General features: G+C 72.3%; 14 protein-coding genes. 8 read left to right on the top strand and 6 right to left on the bottom strand.

All coding sequences use genetic code 11. The annotated features are described in order from the left end of the window. Positions 1–53: 53 nt before the first annotated feature. Positions 54–647 (top strand): TetR/AcrR family transcriptional regulator, encoded by a 594-nt coding sequence (locus ABZ434_RS02280; protein WP_359131482.1) that lies wholly within the window; start codon positions 54–56, stop codon positions 645–647. 230 nt (positions 648–877) lie between these two features. On the opposite strand, the gene ABZ434_RS02275 is transcribed toward ABZ434_RS02280, so the two are convergent. Next, on the bottom strand, positions 878–1399 hold the full coding sequence (locus tag ABZ434_RS02275; protein WP_359131480.1) for an Lrp/AsnC family transcriptional regulator: 522 nt from the start codon (positions 1397–1399) through the stop codon (positions 878–880). Between the two features lie 247 nt (positions 1400–1646). Between ABZ434_RS02275 and pdhA the strand changes: the two genes are divergently transcribed. The 7 genes from pdhA to ABZ434_RS02240 all read left to right on the top strand — a co-directional run bounded on the left by pdhA (position 1647) and on the right by ABZ434_RS02240 (position 10430). Continuing rightward, positions 1647–2810, top strand: coding sequence for a pyruvate dehydrogenase (acetyl-transferring) E1 component subunit alpha (gene pdhA, locus ABZ434_RS02270; protein WP_359131479.1), 1164 nt, complete (start codon positions 1647–1649; stop codon positions 2808–2810). Continuing rightward, a complete protein-coding gene (locus ABZ434_RS02265; protein ID WP_359131478.1) occupies positions 2807–3838 on the top strand; it encodes an alpha-ketoacid dehydrogenase subunit beta in 1032 nt (343 codons plus the stop codon). The genes pdhA and ABZ434_RS02265 overlap by 4 nt, the downstream gene beginning before the upstream one ends. Beyond that, positions 3838–5244, top strand: coding sequence for a dihydrolipoamide acetyltransferase family protein (locus ABZ434_RS02260; RefSeq protein WP_359131477.1), 1407 nt, complete (start codon positions 3838–3840; stop codon positions 5242–5244). Before ABZ434_RS02265 ends, ABZ434_RS02260 begins: the two co-directional genes overlap by 1 nt. Before the next feature lie 134 nt (positions 5245–5378). Then, a complete protein-coding gene (locus ABZ434_RS02255; protein ID WP_359131475.1) occupies positions 5379–6227 on the top strand; it encodes an NTP transferase domain-containing protein in 849 nt (282 codons plus the stop codon). After that, complete coding sequence (locus ABZ434_RS02250; RefSeq protein ID WP_359131473.1) at positions 6224–8104, top strand: molybdopterin-binding protein; 1881 nt, start codon at positions 6224–6226, stop codon at positions 8102–8104. The genes ABZ434_RS02255 and ABZ434_RS02250 overlap by 4 nt, the downstream gene beginning before the upstream one ends. A 20-nt stretch (positions 8105–8124) precedes the next feature. Further along, positions 8125–9198: a potassium channel family protein gene (locus ABZ434_RS02245; protein WP_359131868.1), complete on the top strand. Its 1074-nt coding sequence runs from the start codon at positions 8125–8127 to the stop codon at positions 9196–9198. Positions 9199–9440: 242 nt separating this feature from the next. Continuing rightward, positions 9441–10430: an NAD(P)H-quinone oxidoreductase gene (locus tag ABZ434_RS02240; protein ID WP_359131471.1), complete on the top strand. Its 990-nt coding sequence runs from the start codon at positions 9441–9443 to the stop codon at positions 10428–10430. Between the two features lie 420 nt (positions 10431–10850). Here ABZ434_RS02240 and ABZ434_RS02235 read toward each other — a convergent pair whose 3' ends face one another. The 5 genes from ABZ434_RS02235 to ABZ434_RS02215 form a co-directional block, all read right to left on the bottom strand. After that, positions 10851–11399, bottom strand: a complete 549-nt coding sequence (locus ABZ434_RS02235; protein ID WP_359131470.1) for a bacterial proteasome activator family protein — start codon at positions 11397–11399, stop codon at positions 10851–10853. A gap of 131 nt (positions 11400–11530) precedes the next feature. Continuing rightward, positions 11531–14374 (bottom strand): ABC transporter permease, encoded by a 2844-nt coding sequence (locus tag ABZ434_RS02230; protein ID WP_359131468.1) that lies wholly within the window; start codon positions 14372–14374, stop codon positions 11531–11533. Beyond that, positions 14371–15138 (bottom strand): ABC transporter ATP-binding protein, encoded by a 768-nt coding sequence (locus tag ABZ434_RS02225; RefSeq protein ID WP_359131465.1) that lies wholly within the window; start codon positions 15136–15138, stop codon positions 14371–14373. The genes ABZ434_RS02230 and ABZ434_RS02225 overlap by 4 nt, the downstream gene beginning before the upstream one ends. Positions 15139–15282: 144 nt before the next feature. Continuing rightward, entirely contained in the window at positions 15283–15894 is a 612-nt protein-coding gene (locus tag ABZ434_RS02220; protein ID WP_359131463.1) for a PadR family transcriptional regulator, read from the bottom strand. Positions 15895–15979: 85 nt separating this feature from the next. Further along, complete coding sequence (locus ABZ434_RS02215; RefSeq protein ID WP_359131461.1) at positions 15980–16255, bottom strand: hypothetical protein; 276 nt, start codon at positions 16253–16255, stop codon at positions 15980–15982. Positions 16256–16708 lie beyond the last annotated feature (453 nt).

The raw sequence follows: 16708 nt of genomic DNA, 5'->3' as shown, positions 1-16708 counted from the left end.
GGACAAGGGGGCCCACGGAACCTGTGGACAACTCGTAGGGGAGGATCGCGGGCATGACCACGGCCAAGCGGGACACGTACACCCCGGAGACTCTGCTCACCGTCGCCGTCCGTGTCTTCAACGAGCGCGGCTACGACGGCACGTCGATGGAGCACCTGTCGAAGGCGGCGGGCATCTCGAAGTCATCCATCTACCACCATGTCGCCGGCAAGGAAGAACTGCTCCGGCGTGCGGTCAGCCGGGCGCTGGACGGACTCTTCGGGATCCTCGACGAGCAGGGTGCGACGCGGGGCCGCGCGATCGAACGGGTTGAGTACGTCACGCGCCGCACCGTCGAGGTGCTGATAGCCGAACTGCCCTACGTCACGCTGCTGCTGCGCGTACGGGGCAACACGAAGACCGAGCGCTGGGCCATGGAGCGGCGGCGCGAGTTCGACCAGCGCGTGGCCGATCTCCTCAAGGCGGCGGTCGCGGACGGTGATCTCCGCTCCGACGTGGACATACGGCTTGCGACGAGGCTGCTGTTCGGGATGGTCAACTCGCTCGTCGAGTGGTTCCGGCCGCTGCCGGACGGGGGCGCGGAGGGGGAGCGGCTCGCCGACACCGTGGTGCAGCTGGCCTTCGAAGGCATGAAGTCGAGTCGCTGATCCGTCGCCCGGAGGGGCGCTGATCCGTGGCCCGGAGGTGGCTGATCCCCGCCCGGAGGGGCGCTGATCCCTTGCCCGGAAGTCGCTGGTCTCGCGCCTCGAAGCCGCGCTTTCCTTCGCCCGGAACTCGCTGATCTCGCGCCTCGAAGCCGCCCTTTCCCTGTCCCCGCATGCGCTGATCCGCTCCCTCCGGCCGCTGGTCTCTCCCGCTCCGGCCGGGGCGCCCCGGATCAGGTGAGTTCGGCGGGCCGGTCCGAGCCCGGGGCCAGGTCCGTCTCCTCGAAGACCAGCAGGGTCCGCGTGGAAAGCACCTCAGGAATGGCCTGGATCCTCGTCAGGACCAGCTCGCGCAGTGACCGGTTGTCCGGGGTGTGCACCAGCAGCAGGACGTCGAAATCGCCGCTGACCAGCGCGATGTGGGTCGCGCCGGGCAGTGCCTGGAGCTGCTCCCGCACCGTGCGCCAGGAATTCTGGACGATCTTGAGCGTGATGTACGCGGAGGCCCCCTGCCCCGCCCGCTCATGGTCCACCCGCGCACTGAAGCCGCGGATCACGCCGTCGTCGATGAGCCGGTTGATCCGGGCGTACGCGTTGGCCCGCGACACATGGACGCGGTCGGCCACCGACCGTATCGAGGCGCGGCCGTCCGTCTGGAGCAATCGGAGGATGGCGCTGTCGATGGCGTCGAGGGGGCGTGCCGGGGGAATCCTGCCCGGCTCCGCGCCTTCGTCGGCCATTTGTTCAGCTGCCATGTTCCCGTGCCTCCCCGTCCTGGACGACCTGTTCCCATCCCAGGCTGTGGAGAACCGTTTGTCCACAGGCTGAAGGTGCCTGTAGCCAAAATGCGCTCGCGACCGAACAATCGGTAGGTGAGGCGCACCACATTCGCGCCTCGCACGGCTTTCGTTATTTCGACATATATCAATACCCCTCGGCACCGGGCACCCCCGGTGCCGCCGGATGTCGTTCGATACCCCTCGACGCCAGGAGGTGCTTGTCATGACGGTCCAAGAGCTGCCCGGCGCGGCCGCCTACCGGCCCACGCCGCCCCCGGCCTGGAAGCCGCTCACCGATCCCGCGCCCCTGCTCCCGGACCCCGAGCCGTACCGCGTGCTCGGTACGGATGCCGCGGCCGACGCAGACCCGGAGCTGCTGCGGCGGCTCTACGCCGAGCTCGTGCGCGGGCGGCGGTACAACGCACAGGCGACCGCCCTCACCAAGCAGGGCCGGCTCGCGGTCTATCCGTCGAGCACCGGGCAGGAGGCCTGCGAGATCGCGGCCGCACTGGTGCTGGAGGAGCGGGACTGGCTCTTCCCCAGCTACCGCGACACGCTTGCGGCCGTGGCACGGGGACTGGACCCGGTCGAGGCCCTGACCCTGCTGAGGGGCGACCGGCACACCGGGTACGACCCGCGTGAGCACCGCATCGCGCCCCTGTGTACCCCGCTCGCCACCCAGCTGCCGCATGCCGTGGGCCTGGCCCACGCGGCGCGGCTCAAGGGGGACGACGTGGTGGCGCTCGCCATGGTCGGCGACGGCGGCACCAGCGAGGGCGATTTCCACGAGGCGCTGAACTTCGCAGCCGTCTGGCGGGCCCCGGTCGTCTTCCTCGTGCAGAACAACGGCTTCGCCATCTCCGTGCCCCTGGCCAAGCAGACCGCGGCACCGTCCCTGGCCCACAAGGCCGTGGGGTACGGGATGCCCGGCCGGCTGGTCGACGGCAATGACGCGGCCGCCGTGCACCAGGTGCTCTCGGAGGCCGTGGCAAGGGCCAGGAGCGGTGGCGGCCCGACGCTCGTGGAGGCCGTGACCTACCGGATGGACGCGCACACGAACGCCGACGACGCCACGCGCTACCGCGGTGACAGCGAGGTCGAGGCCTGGCGCGCCCACGATCCGGTCCAGCTTCTGGAACGCGAGCTGACCGGGCGCGGGCTGCTCGGCGACGACGGCATCGAGGAAGCGCGCGCGGCCGCGGAGCGGATGGCCGCACAGCTGCGGGAGCGGATGAACGCGGACCCGGTGCTCGACCCGATGGACCTCTTCGCCCATGTGTACGAGGAGCAGACGACACAACTGCGCGAGCAGGCGGCCCGCCTGCGGGTCGAGCTGGACGCGGAGCACGACGAGCACGGCATGGACGACAGGGGTACAGGGCGATGACCACCGCAGCGGCCACGGCCGGGGAACGGACGGCGAAGGCCAAGCCCGCGACCATGGCGCAGGCACTCGGGCGCGCGCTGCGCGACTCGATGGCCGAGGACCCCTCGGTCCACGTCCTCGGTGAGGACGTCGGGACGCTCGGCGGGGTCTTCAGGATCACCGACGGCCTGGCCAAGGAGTTCGGCGACGAACGGTGCACGGACACCCCGCTGGCCGAGGCCGGAATCCTCGGGGCGGCCGTCGGCATGGCGATGTACGGTCTCCGCCCGGTGGTGGAGATGCAGTTCGACGCCTTCGCCTATCCGGCGTTCGAGCAACTCATCAGCCATGTCGCCAAGATGCGGAACCGGACCGGGGGCGCGATGCCGCTGCCGATCACGGTCAGGGTCCCCTACGGCGGTGGAATCGGAGGCGTCGAGCACCACAGCGACTCCTCGGAGGCGTACTACATGGCGACCCCGGGTCTTCATGTCGTCACACCCGCCACGGTCGAGGACGCCTACGGGCTGCTGAGGGCGTCGATCGCGTCCGATGATCCGGTGGTCTTCCTCGAGCCCAAGCGGCTCTACTGGTCGAAGGCCGACTGGTCGCCGCAGGCGCCGGCCGCCGTCGAGCCCATCGGGCGGGCGGTCGTGCGCCGCCCCGGGCGCAGCGCGACGCTGATCACCTACGGACCGTCGCTGCCGGTCTGCATGGAGGCGGCGCGGGCCGCGGTCGAGGAGGGGTGGGACCTCGAGGTCGTCGACCTGCGCTCGCTGGTGCCGTTCGACGACGAGACCGTCGTGGCGTCCGTGCGGCGTACGGGTCGCGCGGTCGTCGTCCACGAGTCCACCGGCTTCGGCGGCCCGGGCGGCGAGATCGCCGCCCGGATCACCGAGCGCTGCTTCCACCACCTTGAGGCACCGGTGCTGCGGGTCGCAGGATTCGACATCCCGTACCCGCCGCCGATGCAGGAGCGCCACCATCTGCCGGGCGTGGACCGGGTGCTCGACGCCGTCGCGCGACTGCAGTGGGAGGCGGACAACTGATGCCTCAGGTACTCGAATTCAAGCTTCCGGATCTCGGTGAAGGGCTGACCGAGGCGGAGATCGTGCGCTGGCTGGTGGAGGTCGGCGATGTCGTCGCCATCGACCAGCCGGTCGTCGAGGTCGAGACGGCCAAGGCGATGGTGGAGGTGCCGTGTCCGTACGGAGGCGTGGTCACCGCGCGGTTCGGCGAGGAAGGGACGGAACTACCCGTCGGGGCGCCGCTGATCACGGTCGCCGTCGGGACCGTGGAACCGTCGGAGACGTCCACCGGTGCGGGTTCCGGTCCGGGGGCCGCCGACGCGGAGCCGTCCGGGTCGGGGAACGTGCTGGTGGGGTACGGGACGGGTGCACCGCCGGTGCGGCGGCGCCGGGTCCGGCCCGAGGGGCTCACGACTCCCGCAGTAGCCTCCGGTGCCCCTGCCGTCGCGTCGCCCGTCGCCGGAGCTCCGGCCGGGACCGCGGTCCCGGCACGGGTTCCGGACGGCGTACGGGGGCCGGTCGCCGTCGTCTCCCCGCTGGTGCGCAAGCTTGCGCGGCAGCACGATCTCGATCTGCGGCAACTCGCGGGATCGGGGCCCGACGGGTTGATTCTGCGCGCCGATGTCGAGTCCGCCATCCGCTCGGCGACGTCGGCTCCCGTCGCTGCCCCGGCCGTGACGTCGGGGGCGCGGCCCGCGACGGCTTCCGGCCCGTCGCCGGCTCCGGGTGCCGAGCGGATTCCGTTGCGCGGTGTGCGGGGCGCGGTCGCCGACAAACTGGCGCGCAGCCGGCGTGAGATCCCCGACGCCACGTGCTGGGTGGATGCCGATGCCACCGAGCTGATGGCGGCCAGGGCGGCGATGAACGGCTCCGGTGGTGCCGGGGCGGGCCCGAAGGTGTCGGTGCTCGCGCTCCTCGCCCGTATCTGCACGGCGGCCCTGGCCCGGTACCCCGAGCTCAATTCCACGGTGGACATGGAGGCGCGCGAGATCGTGCGGCTGCCGGAGGTCCATCTGGGTTTCGCGGCCCAGACCGAGCGCGGTCTGGTCGTCCCCGTCGTCCGGGACGCGCAGACCCGCAACGCGGAGTCGATCGGGGCGGAGATCGCCCGGCTCACCGAGGCGGCGAGGGCCGGGGCGCTGAAACCGGCGGACCTGACCGGCGGGACGTTCACGCTCAACAACTACGGGGTCTTCGGGGTCGACGGGTCGACGCCGATCATCAATCACCCGGAGGCGGCGATGCTCGGGGTCGGCCGGATCGTCCCCAAGCCGTGGGTGCACGAGGGAGAACTGGCCGTGCGACGGGTTGTCCAGCTCTCTCTCACCTTCGATCACCGGGTCTGCGACGGCGGAACGGCGGGAGGCTTCCTGCGTTACGTGGCCGACTGCGTGGAACAGCCGGCGTTGCTGCTGCGGACGCTGTAGGCGGGCGCGGGCAGGAGCCGTGCGCGCGTCCTCCGGCGCCCCGGTGATGAGGTGCTCCCCGTTCACGTTCTGCGTCGATCCATGGAACGTGGACGGGGAGGGTCGTCGGACGGCGGGGCACGCATACTCGGGGCATGACCGCGTATGACGCCATCGTTCTCGCCGGAGGGGCCGCCAAGCGGCTCGGCGGCGCCGACAAGCCGGGGGTCCGGGTCGGTGGCCGCGCGCTGCTCGACCGTGTCCTCGGAGCCTGTACGGGTGCCACGACCACCGTGGTGGTGGGGGGACGGCGGCCCACCGCGCGCACGGTGACGTGGACGCGCGAAGAGCCGCAGGGCGGCGGCCCGTTGGCCGCGCTCGGTGCGGGGGTGCGGCACACGGCGGCTGAGCGCGTACTCGTGCTCTCCGCCGATCTGCCGTTCCTGGGCCCCGACACGGTGGGCACGTTGCTGGAAGCGGCAGGGCAGGGCGGCGTCGAGGGCGCGGTCTGCACCGACCCCGACGGCCGGGACCAGCCCCTGGTCGCCGTCTACCGTGCGGAGCCGCTGCGCCGTGAACTGGCGCTCATCGCCACCGAGCACGGCAGCCTGGCCGGTCTCCCCCTGCGGTTTCTCACCCATGAACTGAAGCTCTCCAGAGTGGCGGCGGACCCGCTCGCCTCGTTCGACTGCGACACCTGGGAGGACATCGCTTCGGCCCGGGCCCGGATCAGGGAGCATGGGACCGTGCTGGACGAATGGATCACCGCAGTCAAGAACGAACTGGGCATCGAACTCGACGTCGACACCGGCGTCCTGCTCGACCTCGCCCGTGATGCCGCCCACGGTGTCGCCCGCCCTGCCGCGCCCCTGACGACCTTCCTGGTCGGCTACGCGGCGGCAAAGGCGAGCGCTGACGGTGGCGGGCCGGACGCAGTGGCCGAGGCCGCGAGGAAGGCCGCCGCGCTCGCCCTCCGGTGGGCGGACGAGACCGAGACGCCATGACAGGCCACAGCGGCAACGCCGAACGGCCACGCGCGTCGGACCGGTTGCCGCCCCGTGCGGACTGGCTGCTGCCTGCGTCGGACCGGCTGCTGCCTGCGTCGGACCGGCTGCTGCCTGCGTCGGACCGGCTGTCGCCCGCTGCGGACCGGCTGCCGCCTGCGTCGGACCGGCTGTCGCCGCGTGCGGACCGGCACCCGCCCGCGTCGGACCGACACCCGCCCGCTGGTGAGCCGCTCCCGCCCGAGGTGGGTGGTGCGGCGCCAGGGTCCCGGGGAGCAGCTCCGGAGCCCGGCCGGGCGGCCGCACGCGACCGGGCTGCCGAGGCCGAGGCCGAGGCCGAGGCCGAGGCCGAGGCCGAGGAGGAGCGGGCCGTGGCGCAGGCCCTTGCCCTGGTCGGCCGGCAGGCGCCCAAGGAGGCAGACGCAGGGGGAGAGCCCGACCCCGGGCCCCGGGCTTCCGGCCGGCCCCAGGGCCGCCCCGGTCCCACGGACCCGGCCGGGCCCGAGGCGGCCGCCTTTCCGCGGCGCGACAGCCCCACTTCCGCCGCCCTCCGCACCGGACCGGACTCCCCCGTGCCCCACGACCGGGCCCATCACCGGGCGACCCCGTGGCGCGAGGCCCGCGCCGTCGCAGCCAGGTCCGGGCGGGCCGTCCCTCCCCGTACCGTGCGGCTTCCTCTTGACCAGGCGCTCGGGCAGGTGCTCTCCGAGCCGCTGGGCGCGCTCACCGATCTGCCGTCCTTCGACACCTCCGCCATGGACGGGTGGGCCGTCGCCGGGCCGGGACCATGGGCCATCAGGGACGACGTGGGCATCCTCGCCGGCCACGCCCCGCCCTCCCCGCTCCCCGACGGCGAAGCGGTCCGCATCGCCACGGGAGCCCGGATCCCGGCGGACGTCACCGCGGTCATTCGCAGCGAACATGCCTTCGCCGACGAGGCCAAGGGGCTGCTGCACGCACAGAGGCAGGTCAATCCCGGGCAGGACATCAGGCCGCGCGGCCAGGAGTGCCGCTCCGGCGACCAACTCCTGCCCGCCGGAGTGCTGGTGACGCCCGCCGTACTCGGACTGGCCGCAGCCGCCGGTTACGACGAACTGCCGACCCGGCCCCGGCCGCGCGTCGACGTCCTCGTCCTGGGGGACGAACTCCTCACGGCCGGGCTGCCGCACGACGGGCTGATCCGGGATGCTCTCGGCCCGATGATCGGCCCCTGGCTGCGCGCTCTGGGCGCCGAGGTGTCCGCCCCGCGCCGCCTCGGCGACGACGCGGAAGCCCTTCGGCAGGCCGTCACCGCTTCCGAGGCAGACCTGATCGTCACCACCGGCGGTACCGCCGCAGGACCCGTCGACCATGTGCACCCGGTCCTCGCCCGGATCGGTGCCGAACTGCTCGTCGACGGGGTCGCCGTGCGCCCCGGCCACCCCATGCTGCTGGCCCGGCTCGGCGCCGCGGGCCCCTATCTCGTCGGGCTGCCCGGTAACCCACTGGCTGCGGTCTCCGGACTGCTCACCCTGGCCGAACCACTGCTCAGAGAGCTGTCGGGCCGCCCCTCCGAAGCTCCTTACCGAGTGCCGGTACGCGACGACGTGCACGGCCATCCGCACGACACCCGTCTGATCCCCGTGGTCCATCGCACGGCCGGTGCCCCCGGGCCGGCCTCCGGTTCCGCAACTCACCGCGCCGACACGGGAACCGGAAGGGACACGGACCACGTCGTACCCCTGCATTACAACGGTCCTGCCATGCTGCGCGGCGTCGCTGCCGCGGACGGGTTGGCCGTTGTGGAGCCGGGCGGGGTACGGTCCGGCACCGAGGTGGAGATCCTCGATCTACCGTGGGCCCCGGCGACGCCGTGGACTGAAGGGTGTTTCACGTGAAACTTCCCGGCCATGACGCGATGGCCAGGCGCGCCGACGAACAGGTCGTCCCGACCCGGGTGATGCTCCCGCGCAGGGTCGTCGACGGGCCGGCTCGTCAGGTCGCCAAGCGGCTGATAATGGCTCTGATGGTGCTCGCTGTCACCGTGCTGATCGTCTGGCTCGACAACGGCGGCTACCACGATGCGGCCGACGGCAGGGTCGACCTGCTGGACGCGTTGTACTACGCGACGGTCACCCTCTCCACCACCGGATACGGCGACATCACCCCGTACAGCGACAGCGCCCGGCTCGTGAATGTGCTGCTCGTGACACCGCTGCGCGTGCTCTTCCTCATCATCCTGGTCGGCACCACCCTTGAGGTCCTCACGGAACGGACCCGCGAGGATTTCCGGCTGAAGCGTTGGAGAACCAACTTGCGTGACCACACCGTCGTCGTCGGCTTCGGCACGAAGGGCCGTTCGGCCATTCAGACCCTCTGTGCCACGGGGCTGCGGAAGGACCAGATCGTCATCGTCGATCCGGCGTCCAAGGTGATAGAGATCGCCAACGCCGAGGGCTTCACCGGCGTGCTCGGGGACGCGACGCGGAGCGATGTGCTGCTGAGGGCAGAGCTCCAGAAGGCACGTCAGGTCATCATCGCCACCCAGCGCGACGACACGGCCGTCCTGGTCGCGTTGACCGCTCGCCAGCTCAACCGTGGCGCGAAGATCGTGGCCGCGGTGCGCGAGGAGGAGAACGCCCCGCTGCTACGGCAGTCCGGAGCGGATGCCGTGATCACCAGCGCCAGTGCGGCGGGACGGTTGCTCGGTCTCTCGGTGCTCAGTCCCAGTGCGGGCACGGTGATGGAGGACCTGATCCAGCAGGGCAGCGGGCTCGACCTCGTTGAACGGCCGGTGATAAAGGCCGAGGTGGGCAAGAACGTCCGGGAGACGGAAGACCTGGTGGTCAGCGTCCTGCGCGGCCATCGGCTCCTGGGCTACGACGATCCGGCGGCCAGTCCGCTGCAGCTGACGGACCGGCTGATCACCATCGTGCGCGCCTCCAACGAACCGCCTCTGAACCACCCGCCGCACACGGCCCCGCGCGCCTGAACGAGGCGGGCCGCGATCAGTTTGCGCCTCCGGACGAGGGCCACTTCGTTCAGTGTGGCAGCCTGAACGAGGCAACCCTGCCCGGCCCCGGGCGGGCGCGAGGCGCACCCCCCATCAGCCCGCGCGGCTGCACCAGCGGTCCTTAGGCGGACCGGCTCCTGGACGGGCCGGTCCGTCGGCCGCTGCGCGCCGCACCACCGCGCATCGTGGCCGTCCGCCTTCCACGGAGTAGCCTCGCGGCCATGTATGCGATCACGATCCCCGAACCCGGTGGCCCCGAGGCGCTCGTGTGGGCCGAGGTGCCCGATCCCGTACCCGGCGAGGGTGAGGTCCTCGTCGACGTCGTGTCCAGCGCGGTCAACCGGGCCGATGTGCTCCAGCGGCAGGGCTTCTACAACCCGCCGGCCGGCGCCTCCCCCTACCCGGGCCTGGAGTGCGCGGGCCGGGTCTCGGCCCTCGGCCCCGGGGTCGTCGGCTGGTCGGTCGGCGACGAGGTGTGCGCGCTCCTCGCGGGCGGCGGCTATGCGGAGAAGGTCGTCGTCCCCGTGGGCCAGCTGCTCCCCGTACCGGAAGGGCTGGACCTCACCCTCGCCGCGGCGCTGCCCGAAGTGACGGCCACCGTCTGGTCCAACGTGTTCATGGTGGCCCATCTGCGCCCCACCGAGACCCTGTTGGTCCATGGAGGCTCCAGCGGTATCGGCACGATGGCGATCCAGCTCGCCAAGGCGGTCGGTGCCCGGGTCGCCGTGACAGCCGGCGGTCCCGAGAAGCTGGCGCGCTGTGCCGAGCTCGGCGCCGACATCCTGATCGACTACCGGGAACAGGACTTCGTCGACGAGCTCCGCAAGGCGACGGACGGGGCGGGCGCGGACGTCATCCTCGACATCGTCGGCGCGAAGTACCTGGACCGGAACGTGCGGGCACTGGCCGTCAACGGTCGGCTCGCGATCATCGGTCTCCAGGGCGGCGCCAAGGGGGAGCTGAACCTCGGCGCCCTGCTGAACAAGCGGGCCGCCGTCACGGCGACGTCGCTGCGCGGGCGCCCGCTCGCCGAGAAGGCCGCGATCGTCGCCGCCGTACGCGAGCACGTGTGGCCGCTGATCGCGGACGGCGTCGTCCGGCCGGTCGTGGACCGCACGCTGCCGATGCGGGAGGCGGCGGAGGCGCATCGGGTGATGGAGTCCAGCACCCACGTCGGCAAGGTGCTCCTGCAGTCGCCCGCAGCGACCTGATCGCGCCCTGCGCAACCGCGGAGCGTCGCAGTGGCCGCCACACGCACGTGCCCGGTCACTGCACGCTCAGCGACCTGATGGAGCCGGTTCCGGTGCGGCGCCCTGTGCAACCGCAGAGCGTCGCGGACCGGCACACGCACGTGCCGGTCAGTGCACGCGTCAAGCAGCTCGACACGCCCCCGCGCATCCGCGGAACGTCGACGGGCCCGGCCTTCGCACCTGTGGCGGTCCCTGCACGCGTACCGCGGCCTGACGCCCCGTACAGCAGCAGAACGTCGCAGGGCCCGGCACGCGTGCGCCGCTGCCCTCACGGGTGCCGCGGCCTGATCCCGTCGAGCACGGCCGCGGAACGTGGAAGGGCCCGGCACGCACACGTGCCGGGCCCTTCACGCGAAACAGTGGATACGGATCGGGCCGGAACTACAGGTACGGGCCGGAGCGAAGCGCCCCGTGCGGGTCCACGCCGCCGTCCTCCTCCTCGTGACCGCTGCCGGGAGGCAGTGCGCGGCGCATCTGCTCCAGCTGCGCCCGGGCCGCCATCTGCTGGGCGAAGAGCGCGGTCTGGATGCCGTGGAAGAGGCCCTCCAGCCAGCCGACCAACTGGGCCTGTGCGATCCGGAGTTCTGCCTCCGAGGGAACCGACTCCTCGGTGAACGGCAGCGAGAGCCGCTCCAGTTCCTCCACCAGTTCCGGCGCGAGGCCGTCCTCCAGCTCCTTGACCGAGCTGGCGTGGATCTCCTTCAGGCGCACTCGGCTCGCCTCGTCGAGGGGAGCCGCCCTGACCTCCTCCAGGAGTTGCTTGATCATGCTGCCGATGCGCATGACCTTCGCGGGCTGTTCGACCATCTCTGTCACCGGGACCTCACGCGACTCGTCGTCAGTGCCACCGCCGCCGATCGCCATTCCGTCCTGCCCCACTACGAGGACCTGGGGGTGCTCCTGCGACCGTTCATTCCTCGGCATCTCCATGCCGTCCATTGTCTCGCACACACGGCGTACAACTCTGTGGTGCCCCCGGAAACGGATGATCCACCGTTTCCGGGGGCACCGGATGTGCGTCGAAGCTGCCGGTCAGGCCGACATCGCCGCCTTTCGCCGGTTCACCCGGCGCGGCGGGCCAGCGTCAGGCGGGAACGGGTGAACGCCGCCGCCAGCACTCCGGCCAGCAGTGGAACGACCACGGCCAGCAGCCCGATGGTCGCCCAGGGCAGCACGATCGGCGTGAAGGCGGACTCCATGGGCTCCTTCCGCATCGCGGCCATCGCGTGGCGAAGGTCGACCAGACGCAGCGCCACCGCGGGCACCAGGCCCGCCCCCGTGCCGAGCAGCACCCCGGTGAGCGCCACCACCACGCACTGGAAGCCCGAGAGGGTGCGCCGCACCCGCGGAGGTGCGCCGACCGCGCTGAGCGTGGTGAGGTCGGCCTCGGCGTCGGCCTTGGCGAGGCCGGTGGTGATGGCCGCCGCACCCAGGGTCACCACACCGGCGAACAGGGTGAGGATCAGCAGAACGGTGCTCATACGGTCGCTCGGACCGTGTTCGGCCTGGAGCCAGAGCCCACCGCCGGCCTGGTCGAGGGCGGCCGCGACGCGCTGCTGCTCGGCGTCCGATGGCGGGTGCGGGACGGCGTACACGCTGCCGGTCGGCCGGGTGTGCAGGCCGAGCCGCTCGGCGGTCCGCTGGGGAAGGATCATGCGGATGCCGGGAGTGGCGGCGTACCGGGCGTCCGCGACGTACACCTTCAGCCGGTCCGTGGACTTGCGGGCCGGGCCCGGATGCAGCTTGCGGTTCTTCTCGTCCTTGGGGTCGTACCTGTGGACTGCCTTGAGCGTGACCTCACCGTTCTTCGCGTACGCCTGGTTCAGCAGGACGGGAGTGCCGGCCGTCAGCGCCGCGGCGGCCGCGGGGTCGTCGAGCTTCGCGTAGGTGCGGAGCAGGTCGGGTCCCCCCACCACGATGTTGTTCGCCTCCGAGCTGAAACTGCCCGAGGAGATGTACTCGTCCGTGCAGGCGGGGGAGCGCATCATCCGGCGGTGCTCCTCCGAGGAGAGCCGTGCGGCGAGCTCCTTGGCACCCTTGGTGTTGAGCGGGCACGTGTGGCCCTTGCCGGTGGGCTTGACCAGCTTCATGCTGCCGCAGCTGTTCTCGTCCTCGTAGTAGACGTTGCAGTCACTGCCTGCCCAGACCTGGGAGAAGTCGGCGTGACCGCCGGTCACGGCGATGTTCCGCTCGACGGAGGTCCGGGCCAGCGGGAGCCGCTCGGCCGACTTCGCGTCGGTGGACGACAGGACCATCGTCCCCTCGGCCAGCATGGGCGTGTAGTCCTGGTCGGACTCGGCCAGACTGCTCGACATGTACGTCGCGATGGCCACCGAGCCCGCGACGGCCGCCATCACGGCGGCGACCGCAGGAGCCGTGCGGCCGCGGTTGCGGGCGGCATCGCGCAGCGCCATCCGAGGGGAGAGCGGCAGCCTGCGGCCGAGCCGGCCCAGCAGGCCCACGATCACCGGGATACAGGCGAGCAGCCCGATCTCGGCGACGACCGAGCCGCCGGCGACCAGCGTCGACTCGCCGCTGGTACCGCCGTAGACGGCGACCGCGATGCCGAGGGCCAGCACACAGGCGCCCACGGTGGGCAGCACCCGGGAGCCACGGCGCACCCCACGCCGGCCGGTGAGCGATTCCAGTACGGACTGGCGGGCGGCCACGATCGCCGGGGCCAACGCAGCGAGGAGGCCGGTGACCAGACCGAGCGCGGCGATGACGAGGAGCTCCGCCGGCTTCAGGACCAGCGAGCCGAAGCGCTGCCCGGCCCACTCCTCGATCAGCGGCCGGAACGCGATCGTGAGCAGCAGCCCGGCCGCGACGCCGGTCACCGCTCCGATGGCGCCCAGGACCAGTCCGCCGGAGAGAACGACGGCGCGTACGTGACGCCGGTCGCCACCGCAGGTGCCCACGAGGCCGAGCTGACGGCGGGAGCGGCGCGCACCGACGGCGAAGGCCGGCCCGGCGAGCAGCACGATCTCCAGGAGCGCCATGGCGACCACGGTGACGAGCGCCGCGCTCGCCTCGGCGGAGTCGTCGGAGTAGTAGCCGCTCACCGACCGCGCCATCGGGATCTCGGAGTCCGGCGGAGGGTCCAGGACCACCTGGCGGGACACGACCAGGGCGCCCGACTTATTGGCCGCGAGCACATCGTCCCAGTTGACGCCGGACCCGCCGGGCCCCTTGACCAGCCACTCGGTCGAGCCGGTGTTGGGCGGCAGCACCTTCTTGTCGCGGTCGGCCGCGGCCTGCCACGGGGCGATGACGGCGTCCGGGTCGGCGTACAGCTTCTGCGTCTTCAGATCGGCGGGCTCCTCGACCACACCGGTGATGGTGTACGTCCGCCCGGCGCTGTTCACGGTGGTGCGGGAGCCGATGTGGAGCCCGGACGACTCCAGGAACGGCTTGGTCGCAGCCATCTCCCCGGTGCCGCCCGGGAACTCGCCCTCGACCAGGTCGACCTTGCCGCGGGCCATCGGGTCCGAGGTCCGGAACTCCACGATGTCGGTGTTGGTGAGCCCGTACGCGGTCGTGACACTCGCGGGCACGGACCGGATGCTGATCGCCCGCGCACCCCCGGGGAAGGCGGTGCGCATGTCGATCGGCGGCACCTCCCCCTCGGGCGGTTCGTCACCGGCGATGTCGTACGCGTTCCCGTCGGGCATCTGCTGGAGCGGTCCCATGCCCGGGTCGCTGAACAGCGCGTCGGCCGCGCCCATCCGGGCCGTCAGCTGTTCGGCCTCGGTGGAGTCGATACTGCGGTACGTGACGTCCGCGGCCGTCACCCCGAGCACCGGCAGCGCGATCATCGCGACCACCAGGGCGCTGCGGCCCTTCGCCCGCACGGCGTCGCGGCGGGCTATCCGGAGGGCGGCGCGCCACCCCGTGAAGGGGCTCACTCGGCGCTCCCGGCGGCCAGCAGCGAGTCGGCGCCCGCCGTCAGCGTCTGGTCGACGATCGAGCCGTCCCGCAGGAAGACCACCCGGTCCGCCCAGGCGGCGTACCGCGGCTCGTGCGTGACCATCACCCCGGCGGCGCCCTGGTCGCAGCGGTTGCGGAGCAGTGCGAGGACGGCCTCGCCGGTTTCGGAGTCGAGCGCTCCGGTCGGTTCGTCGGCGAGCACCAGGCGCCGGTCCCCCACCAGCGCGCGGGCGATGGCGACACGCTGCTGCTGGCCGCCGGACATCTCGTCCGGGAAGCGGTCGGCGACGTCCAGGAGGTTCATCTCCTCCAGGGCGGCCCGGGCTTCCTTGCGCGCCTTGCGGACCGAGACCCCGTCGAGTTCGCGCGGCAAGGCGATGTTCTCGGCGGCGGTGAGGGCGGGGATCAGGTTGTAGTCCTGGAAGACGTAGCCGACGCTGCGGCGGCGCAGAGCGGCGATGCCCTTGCGGCCGAGCGTGGAGATGTCCTGGCCCTCGATGATGATCTGGCCGCCGGTCGCGGTGTCGAGACCGCCGGCGAGGGTCAGCAGGGTGGATTTGCCGGAGCCGGAGGGGCCCATCACGGCGACGAGCTCACCGGGGTGAACCGCCAGGTTGATGCCTCGTAGGGCGTGCACCTGGGCGATGCCGGTGCCGTGGGTGCGGGTGAGGTCACGGAGTTCGAGCACCGGGGCATCCACCGACAGGGGCGGAGCGGCCGGGGACGGGACGTGCGGGGACATGACGGTGGGTTCCCCCTAGGAACAGGTCTGTGGTCGGTGTCCGGCGGGCAGCCGGGCCGGGGTCGAGCGGTGTGCGGTGCGGGCCCCGGCCGAGCGTGTGGGTCGCAGGCCGCGGGGCCGGGCGGTGCGGGACGCAGTCCCGGCTCAGCGGCGCGCGCGGGGCCGGGAGGCGCTACGGGAGGCGGTGCGCGGGGACGTGCTCGCCCCGGGCTCGGTGGCGGCGGCCTCGGCGAGCCGGACCAGCCGGGACTCGCAGTGGTCCAGCCAGCGGGCCTCGGCCTCGGCCTGGAAGATCAGCTGTTCCAGGACGAGCAGCCAGGCGACCTCGTCGCGGTTGGCCGGGACATCGGTGAGGGCCTGCGCCTTGAGGCGGGTGTAGTCCTGCATCGCCTTCACCGTGTGGTGGCGCTGGGACTGGATGACGGCCCGGATGTCGACGCCGGGGGCGCCGACGGCCATGGCGAGTTTGATGGCCAGCTCGTCCCGGGGCGGGCTGCTGCGGTCGACCGGCGTCTCGAACCAGGCGCGCAGCTCGGTGCGTCCGTCGTCGCTGATCGAGTAGAGGGCGTGCCCCTGGTCGTCCTCGCCGTCCTGGACGACCAGTCCGTCACGCTCCAGTCTGCTCAGCGTCGTGTACACCTGCCCGACGTTGAGGGGCCAGGTGGAGCCGGTGCGCGACTCGAATTCGGTGCGGAGCTGGGAGCCGTACCGGGGCCCCCGCTCAAGGAGGGCCAGCAGCCCATGACGGATCGACATACTGAGTATGTATACCGAGTATGTTGCACAGCGCAAGTCCCGTCGGCCTGCCACAGCCGCGGCCGGTACCTCGGTCGTACGGCGCTCAGCCGGGTCGGCGCATACGGAAGGCGAGGAAGGCGAGACCCAGCCCGACCAGGGCGATTCCCGCACCGAGCGACACCTGCTGGACCTGTTCGACCGCCGGTCCGTCAAGGGCCTGCTGCGACATCCGGCCCGTTCCGGGGGACGTACTCGCGGCGGGAGTGAAGGCGGGGAAGACGGCGGGCGCGGTCGTCTCGGCCTCCGCCTCGGCTTCCTCCCGGGCCTGCTCCTCGGCCTCGTCCAGCGCGTCCGCCCGGGCGAGTTCCTCGGGCGTCATCGTCCGTCCGGGCCGCAGTCGCCCCTCCCCGGCAGGCCGCCCGGCCAGCGGCGAGCGAATGGCGTCCGGGAGCTTCGATCCGGCGCTCGACGAGGGCGACGGCGATGCGGAGGAGGCGGACGCGGGCGAGGAGGGGGCGGACGGGGAGGAGGGGGCGGACCGAGGCGGCGCGAGATGCGCGGGCGGAGCCGGCGGGCGGACGGACGCGCCCGGTCGCGCAGCGGAGGGGGACGCCGACGACACGGCGGACGACACGGTGGATGGCTGCGTGGAGGACGGAGCCAATGGCGAACCGGACGGGAGCGGCGGCGCCCAGGGCGTCACAGGTGTCACGGGCGCCCCGACTGTCGCCGGGCCCCGGACGGGTGCGCGCCGGCCGGTTGCCTGCGCCTCCCCGGCCGTCATGGCCCCCAGTGCCGCGGCTGCCGTCAGTGCCAGGCAGGCCACGCACCT

The sequence above is a fragment of the Streptomyces sp. NPDC005761 genome (assembly GCF_040630635.1).
Taxonomy (GTDB): domain Bacteria; phylum Actinomycetota; class Actinomycetes; order Streptomycetales; family Streptomycetaceae; genus Streptomyces.
Note: the sequence above shows the minus strand (reverse complement) of the source record. Positions and strands in the feature narration are given on the sequence as shown.

Bases quoted from the DNA above. Each gene is read 5' to 3' on its own strand.
- ABZ434_RS02280 (WP_359131482.1), top strand. From the start codon at position 54: ATGACCACGGCCAAGCGGGACACGTACACCCCGGAGACTCTGCTCACC.
- ABZ434_RS02275 (WP_359131480.1), bottom strand. From the start codon at position 1,399: ATGGCAGCTGAACAAATGGCCGACGAAGGCGCGGAGCCGGGCAGGATT.
- pdhA (WP_359131479.1), top strand. From the start codon at position 1,647: ATGACGGTCCAAGAGCTGCCCGGCGCGGCCGCCTACCGGCCCACGCCG.
- ABZ434_RS02265 (WP_359131478.1), top strand. From the start codon at position 2,807: ATGACCACCGCAGCGGCCACGGCCGGGGAACGGACGGCGAAGGCCAAG.
- ABZ434_RS02260 (WP_359131477.1), top strand. From the start codon at position 3,838: ATGCCTCAGGTACTCGAATTCAAGCTTCCGGATCTCGGTGAAGGGCTG.
- ABZ434_RS02255 (WP_359131475.1), top strand. From the start codon at position 5,379: ATGACCGCGTATGACGCCATCGTTCTCGCCGGAGGGGCCGCCAAGCGG.
- ABZ434_RS02250 (WP_359131473.1), top strand. From the start codon at position 6,224: ATGACAGGCCACAGCGGCAACGCCGAACGGCCACGCGCGTCGGACCGG.
- ABZ434_RS02245 (WP_359131868.1), top strand. From the start codon at position 8,125: ATGGCCAGGCGCGCCGACGAACAGGTCGTCCCGACCCGGGTGATGCTC.
- ABZ434_RS02240 (WP_359131471.1), top strand. From the start codon at position 9,441: ATGTATGCGATCACGATCCCCGAACCCGGTGGCCCCGAGGCGCTCGTG.
- ABZ434_RS02235 (WP_359131470.1), bottom strand. From the start codon at position 11,399: ATGGAGATGCCGAGGAATGAACGGTCGCAGGAGCACCCCCAGGTCCTC.
- ABZ434_RS02225 (WP_359131465.1), bottom strand. From the start codon at position 15,138: ATGTCCCCGCACGTCCCGTCCCCGGCCGCTCCGCCCCTGTCGGTGGAT.
- ABZ434_RS02220 (WP_359131463.1), bottom strand. From the start codon at position 15,894: ATGTCGATCCGTCATGGGCTGCTGGCCCTCCTTGAGCGGGGGCCCCGG.
- ABZ434_RS02215 (WP_359131461.1), bottom strand. From the start codon at position 16,255: ATGACGCCCGAGGAACTCGCCCGGGCGGACGCGCTGGACGAGGCCGAG.